The following is a 16,948-nucleotide window of genomic DNA, read 5'->3' as shown; positions in this document are numbered from 1 at the left end:
TGTTGGCCGGCGGTTGGGTTGTTGTTTGGCTTTGGCCTCAAGCGCCGGCCGGGCTGATATGCCTCGGCCGGTGGGTGGCCCTCGGTCTCATGCGCGCGCGGGGCTGGTATGCCTTGGTCGGCGGGTGGGCCTTGTTCAGGCTCGGTTTCATGGGCGCGCGGGGCTGGGATGTGTTGGCTGGCGGTTGGGTTGTTGGTTGGCTTTGGCCTCGGGCGGTGGTCGGGCTGGGATGCTTCCGCCGGCGGGTGGGTTTTGTTCGACTGCATGACGTGCGGGCCGTTGCGGGGACCACTCGTGCGCCTTCAGTAGCTGCCACACGCTCGACGGCGAGGCATACGAGGTGCGCAAGTGTCCAGGTTTGTTCAGTGAAAGCCGCGGTCGCCGGACCGGCCGTCCACCCGCACGCGATGCCGCAGCGGCACCGACGCGGCGACACACCCGACCTGCGTGCCACCTCCGCGAGCCGGCCGGTCGCCCGCAACCGTTGAGGTGGGGTTCTTGGTTGGTGCTTGGGTGGGGGCCGGTCAGGCCGCGCGTTCGGGGGTGGCGGTGAAGGCTCTCCATAGGGAGGCGTAGGGGCCGGACCTGGTGAGGAGTTCGGTGTGGGTGCCGAGTTCGACCAGGCGGCCGCGGTCGATTACCGCGATGCGGTCGGCTCGGGCGGCGGTGGTGAGGCGGTGGGCCACGACCAGCGTGGTGCGGCGGCCGGTGAGGGCTTCCGTGGCTCGGGTGACCGCGGCCTCCGTGGCCAGGTCGAGGGCGGCGGTGGCCTCGTCGAGCAGGAGGATGTCCGGGTCGACCAGGTAGGCCCGGGCGAGCGCGATCAACTGGCGTTGCCCGGCCGACAGGTTGCGCCCGCGTTCGCCGACGTCGTGGAGGTAACCCCCGGGCAGGTCGGCGATCGCCGCGTGTGCGCCGACCGCGCGGGCCGCCGCCTCGACCTCGGCGTCGCCGGCGTCCGGGCGGCCGTACGCGATGGCGTCCCGGACGCTGCCCGGGGCCAGATACGCCTCCTGCGGAACGATGCCGAGCCGGTGCCGGTAGGCCGCGAGGTCGTAGTCGCGAACGTCGACCCCGTCCACCGTCACCGCGCCCGAGGTCACGTCGTAGAACCGGGCCACCAGCTTGACCAGCGTCGACTTGCCCGCCCCCGTCTGCCCGACCAGCGCGAGCGTCTCACCCGGTTCGATCCGCAGCGTCACCCCCGACAACACCTCGGGCGACCCCGCCGCCACCACCCCCGCCTCCGCGAACGCGGGCGCGTTGTACGCGAAGTGCACGTTCTCGAAGGCGATCGCGCCCTTGAGCCCGCCGACCGGCACCGGCACCGCGGTGGCCGGCGGCGGCGTCGTGGTGGGCGTACGCAGCAGATCGCGGATCCGGCGCAGCCCCACCGCCGCCTGCTGATACCCGTCGAACACCTGCGAGAGCTGCTGGATCGGCGAGAAGAACATGTCGATGTAGAGCAGGTACGCGATCAACGCACCGGCCGACAACGTCCCGCCGCCCACCCGATGCGCCCCGACGATCAGCGCGAGCGCCGCCGCGAGGCTGGACAGGAACTGCCCGAACGGGAAGTACAGCGCGATGTAGCGCTGCGCCCGAAGCCGGGACGCGCGGTAGTCGTCGCTGCGCTCGGCGAACCGCTCCGAGTTGCGCCCCTCGCGCCGAAACGCCTGCGACACGCGCAACCCCGCGACGTTCTCCTGGAGATCGGCGTTGACCACGCTGACCTTCTCGCGCGCCTCCGTGTACGCCTTCGACGACCGCGACCGGAACACCACCGTCGCCGCGATCAACACCGGCAACACGCTCATCACGATCAGCCCGAGCTCCCAGTCGAGCACGAGCAGCGCGACCATGATCCCGAAGAAGGTCAGCACACTGACCACCGCGCTGATCAGCCCGGTCTGCAAGAACGTGGACAGCGCGTCCACGTCGGTGGTCATCCGGGTCATGATCCGTCCGGACAACTCGCGTTCGTAGTAGTCCAGGCCGAGCCGTTGCAGATGCGCGAACGTCTTCACCCGCAGCGTGTACAACAGCCGCTCACCGGTGCGCCCCGCGACCATCGCCTGGCCGACGTTGACGAACCAGTCCGCCATCACGATCACGACGGCGATCAGCGACACCTTCATGATCGCACCGGTGGCCCCGTCGTCGATGCCCCGGTCGATCCCGTCCCGGATCAGCGCGGGCAATGCGAGCTGGGCTCCGGTGTCCAGGATCACCAAAACGAACCCGAGCAGCAGCGCCCAGCGGAACGGCCGCAGCAGCGACCGCAGATCGAACGCCGTGTCCGAGCGCCGCGCCGCCACGTCGTCCACGTCGGGCGTATCCGTCGCCGGGGGCAACTTCTCCACCTGCGCCAGCAGTTCGGGCGTGGCCTGGAGCATCGCCGCCCAACTCCCCGGACCACCACCGGTCTGGGTACGGGCCGTCGCGCTCGCACTCCGCGCCGGCTGATCGGACGACGCCGTCGCGCGATCCCACAACCCGGGTGTCACCCCGTTCGTGCCGCCCGAGGCCGCCCCCGCCTCGGCGAGCGCCGACGGAAGACGCGCGTCCACCCCCTCGGCGTCGTCGCCCGGACCGGACAGCAACAGGCCATACAGCGGACACCGCGCGGTCAGTTCGTCGTGCGTGCCCACGTCCACCAGCCGGCCCCGGTCCAACACCGCGATCCGGTCGGCCAGTTCCAGCGTCGAGCGGCGGTGCGCGACCAGGATCGTGGTCCGTCCCGCCATCACCCGGTGCAGCGTGGCGTGGATCTCCGCCTCGACCTTGGGGTCCACCGCCGAGGTGGCGTCGTCGAGCAGCAGGATGCGCGGATCGGTGAGCAACGCCCGGGCCAGCGCCACCCGTTGCCGCTGCCCGCCGGACAGGGTCAGGCCCTGCTCGCCGACCACCGTGTCGTAGCCGTCGGGCAGTTCGCGGATGAACTCGTCCGCCTCGGCCGCCCGCGCCGCCGCGAGCACCTGCTCGTCGGTCGCGTCCGGCCGGCCGTAGGCGATGTTGGCGCGCACCGAGTCGGAGAACAGGAAGCTGTCCTCCATCACCAGCCCGATCGCCGCGCGCAGCGAGTCGAAGGTCAGGTCCCGCACGTCGCGCCCGTCCACCCGGATCGCGCCCGACTGCACGTCGTAGAACCGGGGGAGCAGCATCGACACGGTGGACTTGCCCGATCCGGACGTGCCCACAAGCGCCAAGGTCTCACCCGGCTCCACTCGCAACGACAGCCCGTCCAGCACCGGCCGCGAGGCGACGTAGCCGAACCGCACATCCGCCAACTCGACCGAGGCGGCGACCGCCGGCAGCACCTCGGCGTCCGGCTTCTCGGTCACGATCGGCTGCGAGTCGATCACCTCGAAGATGCGCTCCACGCTGGCCCGCGCCTGCTGGCCGAAGGTCAGCAGACCGGACAACATCCGCACCGGGCCGACCAACTGGCCCAGGTAGGCGGAGAAGGCGAGGAACGTACCGAGGGTGATCTCGCCGCGTACCGCCAACCACCCGCCGAGCGCGAGCACGCCGACCTGACCGAGTGCGGGGATCGCGGACAACGTCGGGGTGTACCGGCTGTTCAACCGCACCGAGCGCAACCGGGACGCGAACAGCGTGCGCCCGGCCGTCTCCAGCCGGGCCAACTCCTGCTCCTCCTGCCCGAACCCCTTGACCACCCGCACCCCGGTGACCGCGCTCTCCACCACCCCGGCCAGCGCGGCGGCGTCCTGCTGGGCCTGCCACGTCGCCGGGAACAGTCGCCTCCTGGACAGGTAGGCCACCGCGAACAACCCCGGACCCACCGCGAGCGAGACCACCGTGAGCAGCGGGGACAGCCAGAACATCACGCCGAGCGAGATGACGAACAGCAGTACGTTGCCGGTCATCATCGGGACCATCGCCATGAAGCCCTGGACCATGGTCACGTCGGAGATGCCCCGACTGACGATCTGCCCGGTCTGCAACTCGTCCTGCCGGGCGCCGTCCAGGCGGGAGAGCGCGCCGAAGATCCGGGTGCGCAGGTCGTACTGCACGTCGAGGGACAACTTGCCGCCGACATAGCGCCGGGCGTAGGCGCACCCGAAGGTCACCAGGGCCGCGCCCACGAGCAGGATCGACAGCGGCACCAGGTTGCCCAACTCGCCGGCGACCGCGTCGTCGACCACCCGGCGCTGGACGAGCGGTACGAGCGCGGTCACGGCCATCCCCACCAGGGAGGCGCCGAACGCGATCAGCACGCTGCTCCGATACCGCCACGAGGCCGCCATGAGTCGGCGGAGCCAGCCGTGTTCGGGTCGGCCTGGCGCGGGTCCGGTTGTCATAGCCAACCATTCTAATTGTTAACCCAGAAAACGATGTTCGGACAAGCACGCCGAGCCCTGGACCCCATACCCACCGGGCCATCATGGGCCGCGCCCCGGCGCGCCGGGGCGGACCTTCGCCCACCGCCGCCTACCGGATCGAGGGCGCGGTCGACGAGGACGGCCGAGGCCCCTCGGTCTGGGACACCTTCTGCGCCGAAAACCCGGCCGGATACGCGACGGCCACACCGGCGCGGTGGCCTGCGACCACTACGACCGCTGGGCCGAGGACGTCGACCTGATGGCCGGCCTCGGCGTGGACGCCTACCGCTTCTCCATCGCCTGGCCCCGTGTACAACCCGACGGCCGGGGGCCGGCCCAACCCGGCGGGCCTGGACTTCTACGACCGCCTCGTCGACGCGCTGATCGCCTGCGGCATCACACCTACCCCCACACTGTTCCACTGGGACCTGCCGCAGGCCTGGAGGACGACGGCGGCCGGCTCGCCCGGGACACCGCCGCCCGATTCGCCGACTACGCCGGGCACGTGGCGGACCGCCTCGGCGACCGGGTGCGCACCTGGATCACCCTCAACGAGCCCTTCATCCACATGGCCTGGGGCTACGCGCTGGGCGTGCACGCACCCGGTCACGCGCTGCTCCTGGACGCGCTGCCCGCCGCGCACCACCACCGCCGCGGCCGCCTACGACACCCTGCACAGCCGGCTGTTCACCGATCCGCTGCTGCTCGGCCGCTACCCGGACCTGGCCGCCTACGGTCACGACCGCGACGCGCTGCCGCCGATCTGGATCACCGAGAACGGGTGCTCGACCGCGGAGGGCCGGGACGATCCGGAACGCATCGCGTTCCTCGACGGCCATATCGCCGCGGTCGCCGCGGCGGCCAAAGCGGGAATCGACGTGCGCGGCTATTACGTGTGGTCCCTGCTCGACAACTTCGAATGGGCCGAGGGCTATCACCAGCGCTTCGGCCTGATCCATGTCGACTTCGCGACCGGGACCCGCACACCGAGGGCGTCGTATCACTGGCTGCGCGAGCGCATCGGCGTCGGGCGGCCCGGATAACGCCCGGCACGGAACATGGACACGTGTGGGAGCGCGCAGGCGCGCAATCCTCACCCTTCCGAGTGAAATTGCGTGTCCTGACCCCTGGGCCAACCGATGACGTCACCCGGGAGGGCGAACGGCGTCTTTTTCTTTGCCGACAAAACCTTAGAGTTGCCGCGCCGCCATGAAATCCCCGGGCGGTGCGGCGGAGCCGTGCCCGGAATTCCCCGGTGCGGCGGGACGCCGATTCGATTACCCCGACGTCCCCGGTGAAGGGCAATTCCATGGTCAAGCAGGGATTTCGCAAGGCGGCAGTGATCGTGACCGCGGTCATCTTCGGCTCGATGGCCTCGCTCTACATTCCGGCGGCACGCGCCGCGCAGACGCCCCGAGAGCCGCTGACGCCGGACAGCTTCCTGCCCGCGCAACTGCTGTTGCCCTTCCAGAGCGCGGTCTTCAACACCCAGGGCGCGGTGCTCTTCGGCTGATCCGCGCCGGGTGGCGGGGGAGCGCGATCCGGTGTACGGGCCGATGCGGGCGGCCCAAGCACCGGAGCGGGCGGGCGTACGGGCCCATGGCCGGCGGCGTGTGGACCGGCGTGGCGATGTACGGGCCGATGCCGGCGGCGTGTGGGCCGGCGTGGCGGTGTACGGGCCGGGTGACAGCAGCGGTGTACGGGCCGACACGGGCGGTGTACGGATGACACCGGCGGCGCCGTACGAACCCATGCCGGCGGCGCTGTGCGGGCCCATGCCGGCCGGACCGGCCACGCCCGGTGGGCGATCCCGGAGGTGGGGAGGTTGCGGCGGTGCGGGCCGCAGCCTCCCCCTCCACCCCGGGATCGCCCCTCGGCGGTCGGCTACTTGAGCTGACCGGCGATCGCGGCCAGGCCCTCGGCGGCGTACTTCTCGTCCAAGTCGCCGGCGGGGGCACCGGCCACCCCGATGCCCACGATCGGGGCGCCGTCCACCGCCACCGGCACCGCGCCGGCCAGGAACAGCGTGCCGGGGATGTCCCGGAGCGAGGCACCCGGCGCGGTCACCCGCTGGGCCAGGGCCGAGGTCGGCGCGTTCCAGGACACGGCGGTGTACGCCTTGCGCCGGGCCGACTCCTCCGACTGCGGGCCCGCGCCGTCGCCCTTGAGCACCACACGCGTCGAGCCGTCGCGGGCCACCACGACCACGGTGACCTTCTGGCCGTCCTTCTCGGCGGCGTCGAGCGCGGCCTGCGCGGCCTTGCTCGCGGCGTCCACGCCCAGCGTCTTGACCTGCACCACGGCCGGCGCCGGACGCGCGTCGTGCCGGGCCTCGGTCGCGCTCGGCACCTGCGCCGCCGCGACACCGGCGGTGACCGCGCCGACCGCCGCCAGTGAGAAGACCCCGGTCAGCACCCGACCACGCGTGGAAAAGTTGCTCATCGCCCTACCTCTTTCGTCTCCCGCGACCGTTCCGCGTCGTCTCCGACCGGTGATCGCCGGGTGGTTTTCCCGATGCCTCCACCCTCCCGGCCGTGCGCCCGCCCGCCATCGGCAAAGCCGCCGGTCCCGGCACGCCGGTCGGGCGGTGCGAAGATCAACCGATCGGCCGATCCGCGCCCGGGCGAGCCGGCCCACGGTGGAGACGACCGTCGATCCGCGCGCGTCGCGCGTGATCGAGCCGACCGGGACAGGGAACAGGTACGTCGTGCCCCGACAGCGAACACAACCGTGGCCGGTCCGGCACGCGGGGCTGGTGATCCACGCGGGATTCCTGCTGCTGCTCGCCGCGTCGCTGGGCCGCTACACGGTCCGGCACGGCACCGACGGCCGGGCCCCGTGGGTGTTCGCGCTGGCCGCGCTGCTCGCCGCGCTCTACCTGGCCGGCCTGGCGCTGCCGCCGGAGCGTTCGCCCGCCCGGCTGGCCTGGCTGGCGGCGGTGCTCGCCGCGTGGCTGGCACTGGTCACCGCCGCGCCCAGCTTCGCGTGGTGCGCGGTGCCGCTGCTGTACACGGGCCTGCGGGTGTTGCCGACCCGCGCGGCGATCGGCACGGTGGTCCTGCTGACGACGGCCGTGGTGATCGCCCAGTATCGGCTCGCCGACACGATCGACCCCAGCCTGTTCCTCGGCCCGCCCGCGGTCGCCGCGATCGCCACGGCCGTGTTCACCCGCATGCGCAGCGACCAGGAACGGCTGCGCGACACCGCCGCCGAACTGGCCGTCAGCGAGCGCCGGGCGGGCACGCTGGCCGAGCGCGAGCGGTTGTCCCGGGAGATCCACGACACCATCGCCCAGGGCACCTCCAGCCTGCGCATGTTGCTCCAGGCCGCCGACCGCGCCTGGGACACCGACCCGGCGGCGGCCCGCGCGCACGTACGCCGGGCCGAGCAGGTGGCGGCGCTCGGCGTCGAGGAGACCCGCCGCTTCGTCCGGGACCTGGCACCCGTCGAACTGGCCGACGCACCCGGCCTCGCGGGCGGCCTGGCCCGGGTCGTCGACCGCTTCCGCGCCGACGACGGGCCCGACGTCGCGCTCGCCGTGGACGGACGCCCCCGCCCGCTGCCCGCGCCGGTCGAGGCCGCGCTCACCCGGACCGCCCAGGGCGCGCTGGCCAACGTACGCGAACACGCCCGGGCCCGGGCCGTGTACGTGACCCTCACCTACCTGCCGGACCGGGTCGCCCTGGACATCCGCGACGACGGCGTCGGCTTCGACCCGACCCTGCCCCGCACCGGCGACCTGCGCGGCTACGGCCTCCCGTCGCTGCGCCGCCGGCTGGCCGAGGTCGGCGGCGAACTCACCGTCGAAAGCGCTCCCGACGAGGGCACCGCCCTGGCCGCCACCGTCCCCGACGCCGCGGCCCGCACGACCCACACCTCGCCCCCGCTCGCCGATCCCGACCCCGGAGCCGCCCCGTGACGCCGATCCGTCTCGTCGTCTGTGACGACCACGCCGTGGTGCGGGCCGGGCTGCTCGCCCTGTTCGCCGGTGAGGACGGGATCGAGGTGATCGGGGAGGCGGCCGACGGCGAGGAGGCGGTCCGGCTCGCCGCCGCGCTGCGCCCCGACGTGGTGCTGATGGACCTGCAACTGGTCGGCGGGATCGACGGCGTCGAGGCCACCGGGCGACTGCTCGCGCTGCCCGAGCCGCCGCACGTCCTGGTGTTGACCATGTACGACACCGACGCGGACGTCTCGCGCGCGATCGAGGCGGGTGCGGCCGGCTACCTGCTCAAGGCGGGCAGCCCGGAGGACCTGTTCCGGGCGGTGCGCGATGCCGCCGCGGGCCGCACCGTACTGGCCCCGGAGGTGGCCGCCCGCCTGTTCAGCCGGATGCGCAAGCCGGACAACACGCTCACCGCCCGCGAGGTGGAGATCCTGCAACTGCTCGCGCGCGGCGTCGGCAACGCGGAGATCGCCCGCCGGTTGTTCATCTCCCAGGCCACGGTGAAGACCCACCTGGGCCACATCTACGCGAAGCTCGGCGTGGACACCCGTACCGCCGCGGTCAGCGTCGCCACCGAGAGGCGGCTGATCCGGCTGACCTGACGGCCCGTCACCCGGGGTCTCGACGGCCTTGCCAAGGCAACCCCCACACTCCATAGTGCTAAACACAGTCAAGCATCTAGTGTGCGGAGTGTGCCATGCCTTTCGGACCCGACACCACCACCGACGAGGTCCTGGCCGGCCTCGACCCGAGCGGTCGCACCGTGTTGATCACCGGCGGTACCTCCGGTCTGGGCCGGGAGAGCGCGCGGGTGCTCGCGGCGGCCGGGGCGCGCGTGGTGGTGACCGCACGCGACGCGGACAAGGGCCGGGCGGCGCTCGCCGAACTGCCCGACGGCGTCGAGTACGCGGTGCTCGACCTGACCTCGCTCGCCTCGATCCGCGCGGGCGCCGCACAGGTGCGCGAGCGGTTTCCCCGCGTGGACGTGCTGATCAACAACGCGGGTGTGATGGCCACCCCGTTCGAGCGCACCGCCGACGGCTTCGAGCTGCAGTTCGGCACGAATCACCTGGGCCACTTCCTGTGGACCAACCTGCTCGCGCCGACCCTGGGCGCGGGCGCGCGCGTGGTCAACCTCAGCTCCGCCGGACACCTCGCCTCCGACGTGCGCTGGGCCGACCCGAACTACGAGAGCGCGCCGCAGGAGTACCACCCCTGGACGGCGTACGGCGCGTCCAAGACGGCGAACATCCTGTTCACCGTCGAACTGGACCGCCGGCTGCGCGAGCGCGGCGTGCGCTGCTACGCGGTGCACCCGGGCATGGTCGCGACCAACCTCGGCCGATACCTGACCCCCACCGCCGGGCGTGAGTTGCACAAGAAGGTCACCGCCGCCAAGATGCCGCCGCTCAAGCGAGTGGAGAGCGGTGCCGCGACCCAGGTGTGGGCGGCGACCGCGCCCGAACTCGCCGACGTCGGCGGGGTGTACCTCGCCGACTGCGCGATCAGCGCCGAACACGCGCCGTGGGCGCTCGACGTCGCCGCCGCGGCGCGGTTGTGGACGCTCTCCGAGGCGCTGGTCGGCCAGGACTTCCCCGGGTGAGGGTCTACACCGGGATGGACCCCCGGCTGCCGCTGCGCGAGGTCCCGGCCTACGCGCGGCGCGTCGAGGCGGCCGGCTTCGACGGGCTGGGCGTCGCCGAGACCGTGCACGACGCGTTCGCCGTGGCGCTGCTCGCACTGGAGCACACCGAGCGGATCGTGGTACGGACCTCGGTGGCACTGGCCTTCGTGCGCTCGCCGCTGCTGAGCGCGTACGGCGCGTGGGATCTGGCCCGGTTCTCCGGTGGACGGTTCGAACTGGGCCTGGGCAGTCAGGTCCGGCAGAACATCGAGGACCGGTACGGGATGCCGTGGTCGGCGCCGGTGGAGCGGATGCGGGACTACCTGGGCGCGGTCCGGGCCGCGTTCGAGGCGTTCCGGACCGGGGAGCCGCCCGTCCACCACGGCCCGCACCACCGACTCACCCGGATGCAGCCCTACTTCAACCCCGGCCCGGACCCGGACACCGCGCCGCCGAGGATCCTGCTCGGCGGCGTCGGCCGGGGGATGTGCGCGCTGGCCGGCGAACTCGCCGACGGGCTGGTCACCCACCCCACCAACTCGAATCCGCGCTACCTGCGGACGCTCGCCCGCCCGGCCGTGGCCGAGGGGCGCGCCCGCGCGTCGGCCACGCGCCGGTTCGAACTCGTCGCGGGCACGCAGCTGATCGCCGGTCCGGATCGGGCCGCGCTCGACGCGGAGCGCGAGCGGCAGCGGCGGCTGTTCGCGTTCCTGTACTCCACGCCCGCTTATCGCGGCACGCTCGACCTGTACGGCTGGGGCGAACTCCAGGACCGACTGGGGGCGATGATCCGCCGCGACGCGTGGGCGGAGACGGGTCGGCTGGTCACCGACGAGGTGCTGGACACGCTCGTCCCGATGGCGACCTACGAGGAGTTGCCGGACCTGATCACCGCGCGCTGGGCCGGTCTGGCGGACGCGGTCACCGTGCCGCTGCCGGGTGATCCGGCGCACGACGGGCGGATCCGGGACGTGGTGCGCGCGCTGCGCCGGGTGTGAAACGGCGGTCCGGGTGCGGCGGTTCGCCGGGCCGCCCGGGCGCGCGGAACGGGGGCGACGGACCCGCGAGCGGGGGGAATGCCCGCGGGCCCGCCTTCCTCGGCGGCGCACTGGGGGGAGGTGCACGCCGCCGGCCACCCCGCCGGTACCGTCCCGGGCCCGGCGGGAGCTTGAGGCCACGATGCCCGGTCGACGGCCCTTCGCGCCGGAGGATCGCCAATTCCGGTCCGCAGCAATCCGCAAACCCGGTCCACCTGACGAGGATTGGACCTTTTTAGGCGGTCCGATCATGCGCAGAATGGGGAGTGGCCCGTCGTTCCGCGAGCCGATTTGATCGTGTCGTCGGGAGTGTTCCGTGAACGCGTACGTCGCCTGGTTCCTCGTCCTGTTCTCGGCGGCGATCGCCCTGCTCGGACCCCGCTACGGCGTCGACTCGCGCGACGGTGTCGACTGGTCCGCGCCCGGAGGACGCCGCCGACCGTGAGCGCCGACCGTGAGCGGGGCTTCGCGGACGAGATATCTGACGGATAGTCAGATTTGCCGGGTCGCACCCGTACAGGCGGCCTACAACGGCGAATTCCATCGGGTGATCTTCCGGCGGGGGGCACTCCCGGTCCTTCCCGGCGACCGCTAGCATCCGCGCTGAGGAGCTGCCGGAAAGCCGAGCGCGCGGAATCCGCCGAACCCGGGAAAGCGGGGGTCGGGGTGGGCCGTCCGGTGCCGTCCGGTATCGAGAGCCGCAGCCCACCCGGGGGTCCATCTCCATGCACAGCGTCATTCGCCGTCGTCGCCCGCGCCCTCGGTCCCTCGGCACGGGACTGCTCGCGGCGGCGATCGTGCTCGCCGCACTCGCCCCGCCGGCCGCCGCCGGGGCGCCGGCCGGCATCCGCTCCCGACCCGCCGCCCCGACCGAGCCGGGCGGCAACACGCAGGTGCAGACCCCGGTCACCGGGGCCGGCGACCATCGGGTCACCGTCCCGGCCGGCGCGACCGCGATGACCGCCACCGTGTACGGCCGGGCGGTCGGCGGCACCCAGGGCACATCGGTGGCCGGCTCCGCCGCGGTGTCCGCAGGCGGTCCGCTCCGGGCCGGCGCGACGCTGGTGGTCCGGATCGCCGACGGTGCCACGACGCTGTTCTCGGCCTCGGCCCCGATGCCCTGGCTGCACGCCCCCGCGGCGGGCGCCGGTGTGCCGTACGCCGATCCGCTCGTCTTCCCCGGCGCGCAGACGTCCGCGACCGGCGGCGCCGGCGACGGGCACGCGCTGCTGTCCTTCACCGTGCCCGCCGCGCAGGTGGGCGACGTGCTGCCGGCCATCGACTTCGGCGCCTCGCCCGTCGGGCAGAAGGCCACCCGCAACCTGCCGATCACCGTGAGCGGCGACGTGCCGTTCATGATCTCCGCCGCGACCGCGGACGGCCCCTTCGCGATCGACACCGGCGGGACCACCTGCGCCTTCGGCCCGGACACCAACGTGCCCGGCGGGTCCTCGTGTTCGTTCGCCGTCGTGTTCACCCCGACCAAGCGCGGCGCCGCCGCCGGCAAGCTCACCCTGACCGGCAACATCCCGGGCGGCAGCCGCACGGTGACCCTGGCCGGGGCGGGCAGCGGCAAGCCGGGCGCCCCGGGCGGGTTGTCGGTGACGGCCGGACAGGGCCAGGCCGTGCTCTCCTGGATGCCGCCCGCCGACACCGGCGACAGCCCGCTCACGAACTACCTGATCCACCGCTCGACCAACGGCGAGGCCGCCGCCGGCGCGCCGCTCGCCACCCTCGGCGCGGACACCCTGACCTACACCGACCAGGGCCTGGACAACGGCACGACCTACTCGTACACGGTGAGCGCGGTCAACGCGGTCGGCGAATCCGATCCCTCCGCCGCCGTCGACGGGGTGCCCTCGGCCGCACTGGTGCTGCCGGCCGCCGCGCTGCCGCCGGCGACCGTCGGCCGCGCCTACACCGCCAAGCTGGCCGCCCAGGGCGGCACCGCCCCGTACCACTGGATCGCCGACGACCCGCTGCCGCCGGGCCTGGCCCTGGACCCGGACAGCGGAGTGATCACCGGCACACCGACCGCACCCGGCGAGACCGGATTCGGCGTCACCGTCTCCGACAACGCGCCGGCCAAGCACGAGGCCAAGGCCCGCTTCGGGATCACCGTGACCGCGGCGGTCGAGGCCGCCGGGCCCGCGCGCGCCGCCCTCGCGCCGGGCGACGGCGGCGGTGGCGGCAGCGCGGGGCCCTCGACCTGGCTGTGGGCGATACTCGGCGGCGTCGGCCTGATCGGCGTGGTGATCGCGGTACGCCTCCTCCGATCCCGCCGCACCTGAACGACCACGCATCCGGGCCGGCCGCACCGACCGGCCCCGGCCGGGCCGATCACGCGCATGCCCCCGCCGGGGCCGGCCGCGCGTATGCCGTCCCGGCCGGGCCGGGCGCGGCCGAGCGGTCTCTCGGCCGGGCCGATCCGCCCGATGCCCGCCCGTTCCGGGGGCCGGGATCGGGGTATCCCGCCCCCGGGGCCGGCGCCCGAGCGGTGTTCCGGCCCGAGGTGACCCGCCCGGGCGTCGCGGACGGGGGGTGGGTCCCGAATACTGTGTCCTCTGTCCTCCGGGGGAGCACCCCCGACCCCAGCCGCAACCCCCGTGGGCGGATCGGCCCGCGGGAGACGGCGCCGGCGACCCATACGATCGTCGACGCGTCGTCCACCGTGGGCGCAGACCTGTGTCACGTCACAAGGAGCATCTCTATGCCCGCGCCGGCAGGCGACCCCCAGGCCAAGGAACACGAGCTCGCCGCGGAACAGGGCCACGTCGACCGCTCCTACGCGCGCCTGGAACACATGCGCGACGAAGCCCAGGCACTGCTGCGGCAGGGCTACCGGCAGGCGCAGGTCGGCACCCGCGCGGCCCTGGTCGAGCGCGACGTCATGGTCTACCGCGCCGAACTGTGGGCCCGCTCACTCGACGCCGCCGACGACGGCCTCGTCTTCGGCCGGCTCGACCAGCTCGACGGCGAGACCCGGCACATCGGCCGGATCGGCATCCGCGACGAGGACAGCGAGGTGCTGGTCGTCGACTGGCGCGCCCCCGCCGCCGAGGCCTTCTACCGCGCCACCCCCGACGACCCGCGCGGAGTGATCCGCCGCCGCGTCCTGCACTGCCGGGGCCGCTCGGTCGTCGACATCGAGGACGACCTGCTCGATCCGGACGCCGCCGGCGACATGGTGATCATCGGCGACGGCGCCTTCCTGGCCGCGCTCTCCCGCACCCGCGACGGCTCGATGCACGACATCGTGGCCACCATCCAGCGCGAGCAGGACGAGGCGATCCGGGCGCCCATCGACGGCTCGGTGCTGGTCCGCGGCGGCCCGGGCACCGGCAAGACCGCCGTCGCGCTGCACCGCGTCGCGTACCTGCTCTTCCAGTACCGCCGCCGGTTCGGCTCGCGCGGTGTGCTCGTGGTCGGCCCCAACCCCCGCTTCACCGCCTACATCGAACGGGTCCTGCCCTCCCTCGGCGAGGGCGGCGCGGTGCTGCGCTCCCTCGGCGACCTCGTCGACGGGGTCGAGGCGGCCTACCACGACGACGCCGCGGCGGCCCGGCTCAAGGGCGCCGCGGTGATGAGCGGGCTGCTCCGCCGCGCCGTGGCCGACGTGCCCGCGGGCGCGCCGACCGAATTCGCCATCTCGCACCGCGGCACCCGGATCGTGCTCGACCACAAGGCGCTGCGCCGGATCCGCCGCGAGGTGCTGGCCAAGAACCGAGGCGGCCCGAACACCGCCCGCCTCCAGGTGGCCCGGCAACTGCTCACCGAGCTGTGGGGCCGACTGCTCTCGCGCGGCGCCGGCCGCGGCGAGAAGGACGCCTTCCACGAGGACGTGGCCGCGCGCGACGAGTTCGCCGCGTTCCTGCGCGCGTGGTGGCCGCTGCAGCGGCCGGTGGACGTACTGGCCGGGCTGGCCGATCCCGAACGGCTGCGCCGCTTCGAGCGCGACCTGACGCCCGAGCAGGTGGCCGTGCTGGCCGGCTCCTGGGCCCGGACCGCGCGTACCGGCGAGGTCTCCTTCCACGACGTGGCGCTGATGGACGAGCTGACCGGGCTGCTGGGGCCGCTGCCGCGCAAGCGCACGCCGGCGCACGGCAGCCCCGACGAGGACAACCCGTACGTGGTGGACGGCCGGGACATCTTCAGCGGCGAGACGGTCGGCCGGGACGTGCCCGACGAGATCACCGAGGTGACCACCTACGCCGACCGCATGGCCGGCGGGCGCGGCGCGCGCCGGGCACGCGACGAGGACGAGGACGAGCCGGTCGAGTACGCGCACATCGTCGTCGACGAGGCGCAGGACCTCACCCCGATGCAGTGGCGGATGCTCGGCCGCCGCGGCCGGCACGCGACCTGGACCATCGTCGAGGACCCCGCGCAGAGCGCCTGGGAGGACCCGAGCGCGTCGGCCGAGGCGATGACCGAGGCGCTGCGCGAACGCCGTCGGTACGAGTTCGAGCTGACCACCAACTACCGCAATCCGGTCGAGGTGGCCGACGTCGCGGCCCGCGTGCTGGTGCGCGCGGTGCCCGGGGCCCGCCCGTCGCGGGCGGTGCGCAGCGGCGGCGAGCCGCCGACCGTGCACGCCACGGCGGGGGAGCGGACCGGGCCGGTGGTGCGCAAGCTGGTGCGCGAACTCCTCGACGCGGTCGAGGGCACCATCGGCGTGGTCACCCCGGTCGGCGCGACCGAGGACCTGGCGGCCGATCTGGCCGGCCTGGACGCGCGCGTGCAGCTGATGGACGCGCTCGACGCCAAGGGCCTGGAATTCGATGTCGCGGTCATCGTCGACCCGCGCGGGATCGTCGAACAGTCCCCCAACGGCATGCGCACGCTCTACGTCGCGCTGACCCGGGCCACCCGGCTGCTGGCCGTGGTCACGGGGGACCCGGACTGGACCGCGGAGCTGCTCGGCGTCGAGCCGAGCTGAGTCCTCCCGACCGCCGGGCCTGCGGCCGGCTGTCCTCAAACGCCGGACGGGCTGGATCGCATCGGTCCGTCCGGCGTTCGCGCGGTCGGACCCGTCTCAGCGCCCTTGCCCGCACACAAGTCGCGCAGGGGACCGATCACGCTGTCCGGACGTTCGGTGAAGACCATGTGGCCGCAGTCCGCGGCGATGTGCAGTGTGGCGTCGGGCAGCTCGGCCGCCAGTGCCCGGCTGTGCGCGAGCGGGGTGAGGCGATCGTGGGCGCCGACCACGATGTGCACGGGTACGCTTCCCAGCGCCGCCAGCGCGCCCGCCTTGTCGTGCCGGGCCAGCGCCGGGAAGAAGCCGCACACGGTGGTCATCGGCGTCGCGAACAACATCCGCGCGCACTCGCGCACCAGGATCGGATCGGCGTCGGGACCGAACAGGCTCCGGCGCACGATCCGCAGGTGACCCGGCCGGTCCGGGCCCGGGAGCAGCGTGCGGCCCCGGGCGAACACGCGCGGATACCGCTGTCCGAACGCGAAGAACCGGGTCTGCGCGACCGACCTGAGCCGCACCGACGCGGGAAACCCCCGGCCGGTCGGCACCAGGTCGCCCGCCGACGTGCCGACCAGGACCACCCCGGTGATCCGCGACCCGAACAGCTCCGGCCGCGCGGCGGCCAGCGCCATGATCGTCATACCGCCCATCGAGTGCCCGCACAGCACCACCGGGCCGCCGGGCGCCACCGCGTCGATCACGTCGGCGAGATCGTCGCCGAGCAGGTCGATGGTCCACGGCGAGGCCCGTCCGGCGGTGGATTGCCCGTGTCCGCGATGGTCGTACGTGACCACCCGGACACCCGCCGCCACCAGCGCCTCGACATGGGGCCGCCATACCTCGCCATGCAGCGTCCAGCCGTGCGCGAAGACCACCGTGACGGCCGCGTCCGGCGGCCCGGCCACCCGCGCGACGAGCGCCGCGCCGTCGCCGGTGTGGATCGTGGTGTCGTGCCGAAGGAGAGTCCCGGTGCCCCCGGTGTCCGTCGCCATGTTCGCCTCCCGCGTGCGCCCCTCC

12 protein-coding genes and 1 pseudogene are annotated in these 16,948 nt (G+C 73.5%); 9 read left to right on the top strand and 4 right to left on the bottom strand.

Annotated features, from left to right (window positions below; genetic code table 11):
- Positions 1–147: 147 nt before the first annotated feature.
- Both ACMXN5_RS02675 and ACMXN5_RS02670 read right to left on the bottom strand, forming a co-directional pair.
- Positions 148–564: a winged helix-turn-helix domain-containing protein gene (locus ACMXN5_RS02675; RefSeq protein WP_439673814.1), complete on the bottom strand. Its 417-nt coding sequence runs from the start codon at positions 562–564 to the stop codon at positions 148–150.
- On the bottom strand, positions 525–4,325 hold the full coding sequence (locus ACMXN5_RS02670) for an ABC transporter ATP-binding protein (RefSeq protein WP_439673813.1): 3,801 nt from the start codon (positions 4,323–4,325) through the stop codon (positions 525–527). The genes ACMXN5_RS02675 and ACMXN5_RS02670 overlap by 40 nt, the downstream gene beginning before the upstream one ends.
- A gap of 83 nt (positions 4,326–4,408) precedes the next feature.
- On the opposite strand from ACMXN5_RS02670, the pseudogene ACMXN5_RS02665 reads away from it, so the two are divergent.
- A pseudogene (locus ACMXN5_RS02665) lies at positions 4,409–5,389 on the top strand (family 1 glycosylhydrolase).
- A 251-nt stretch (positions 5,390–5,640) separates the two neighbouring features.
- A complete protein-coding gene (locus ACMXN5_RS02660) occupies positions 5,641–5,859 on the top strand; it encodes a hypothetical protein (protein ID WP_439673812.1) in 219 nt (72 codons plus the stop codon).
- A gap of 371 nt (positions 5,860–6,230) precedes the next feature.
- Here ACMXN5_RS02660 and ACMXN5_RS02655 read toward each other — a convergent pair whose 3' ends face one another.
- Complete coding sequence (locus ACMXN5_RS02655; RefSeq protein WP_078978721.1) at positions 6,231–6,788, bottom strand: GlcG/HbpS family heme-binding protein; 558 nt, start codon at positions 6,786–6,788, stop codon at positions 6,231–6,233.
- A gap of 265 nt (positions 6,789–7,053) precedes the next feature.
- On the opposite strand from ACMXN5_RS02655, the gene ACMXN5_RS02650 reads away from it, so the two are divergent.
- The 7 genes from ACMXN5_RS02650 to ACMXN5_RS02620 all read left to right on the top strand — a co-directional run bounded on the left by ACMXN5_RS02650 (position 7,054) and on the right by ACMXN5_RS02620 (position 15,892).
- Positions 7,054–8,265 (top strand): sensor histidine kinase, encoded by a 1,212-nt coding sequence (locus ACMXN5_RS02650; protein ID WP_439673811.1) that lies wholly within the window; start codon positions 7,054–7,056, stop codon positions 8,263–8,265.
- Positions 8,262–8,894 carry a response regulator gene (locus tag ACMXN5_RS02645; RefSeq protein ID WP_395786850.1) on the top strand — a complete coding sequence of 211 codons (633 nt, stop codon included), beginning with the start codon at positions 8,262–8,264 and terminating at the stop codon, positions 8,892–8,894. Before ACMXN5_RS02650 ends, ACMXN5_RS02645 begins: the two co-directional genes overlap by 4 nt.
- 95 nt (positions 8,895–8,989) lie before the next feature.
- Positions 8,990–9,895, top strand: coding sequence for an SDR family NAD(P)-dependent oxidoreductase (locus tag ACMXN5_RS02640; RefSeq protein ID WP_439673810.1), 906 nt, complete (start codon positions 8,990–8,992; stop codon positions 9,893–9,895).
- Positions 9,892–10,914 carry a TIGR03617 family F420-dependent LLM class oxidoreductase gene (locus tag ACMXN5_RS02635; RefSeq protein WP_439673809.1) on the top strand — a complete coding sequence of 341 codons (1,023 nt, stop codon included), beginning with the start codon at positions 9,892–9,894 and terminating at the stop codon, positions 10,912–10,914. The genes ACMXN5_RS02640 and ACMXN5_RS02635 overlap by 4 nt, the downstream gene beginning before the upstream one ends.
- A 355-nt stretch (positions 10,915–11,269) precedes the next feature.
- Positions 11,270–11,398 carry a hypothetical protein gene (locus tag ACMXN5_RS02630; RefSeq protein ID WP_439673808.1) on the top strand — a complete coding sequence of 43 codons (129 nt, stop codon included), beginning with the start codon at positions 11,270–11,272 and terminating at the stop codon, positions 11,396–11,398.
- Positions 11,399–11,678: 280 nt separating this feature from the next.
- Positions 11,679–13,244, top strand: coding sequence for a putative Ig domain-containing protein (locus ACMXN5_RS02625; protein WP_439673807.1), 1,566 nt, complete (start codon positions 11,679–11,681; stop codon positions 13,242–13,244).
- 419 nt (positions 13,245–13,663) lie between these two features.
- Complete coding sequence (locus ACMXN5_RS02620; protein ID WP_439673806.1) at positions 13,664–15,892, top strand: HelD family protein; 2,229 nt, start codon at positions 13,664–13,666, stop codon at positions 15,890–15,892.
- A gap of 35 nt (positions 15,893–15,927) precedes the next feature.
- On the opposite strand, the gene ACMXN5_RS02615 is transcribed toward ACMXN5_RS02620, so the two are convergent.
- Positions 15,928–16,923 (bottom strand): alpha/beta fold hydrolase, encoded by a 996-nt coding sequence (locus ACMXN5_RS02615; RefSeq protein ID WP_439673805.1) that lies wholly within the window; start codon positions 16,921–16,923, stop codon positions 15,928–15,930.
- Positions 16,924–16,948 lie beyond the last annotated feature (25 nt).

The sequence above is a fragment of the Embleya australiensis genome (assembly GCF_051903075.1).
Classification (GTDB): Bacteria; Actinomycetota; Actinomycetes; order Streptomycetales; family Streptomycetaceae; genus Embleya.
Note: the sequence above shows the minus strand (reverse complement) of the source record. Positions and strands in the feature narration are given on the sequence as shown.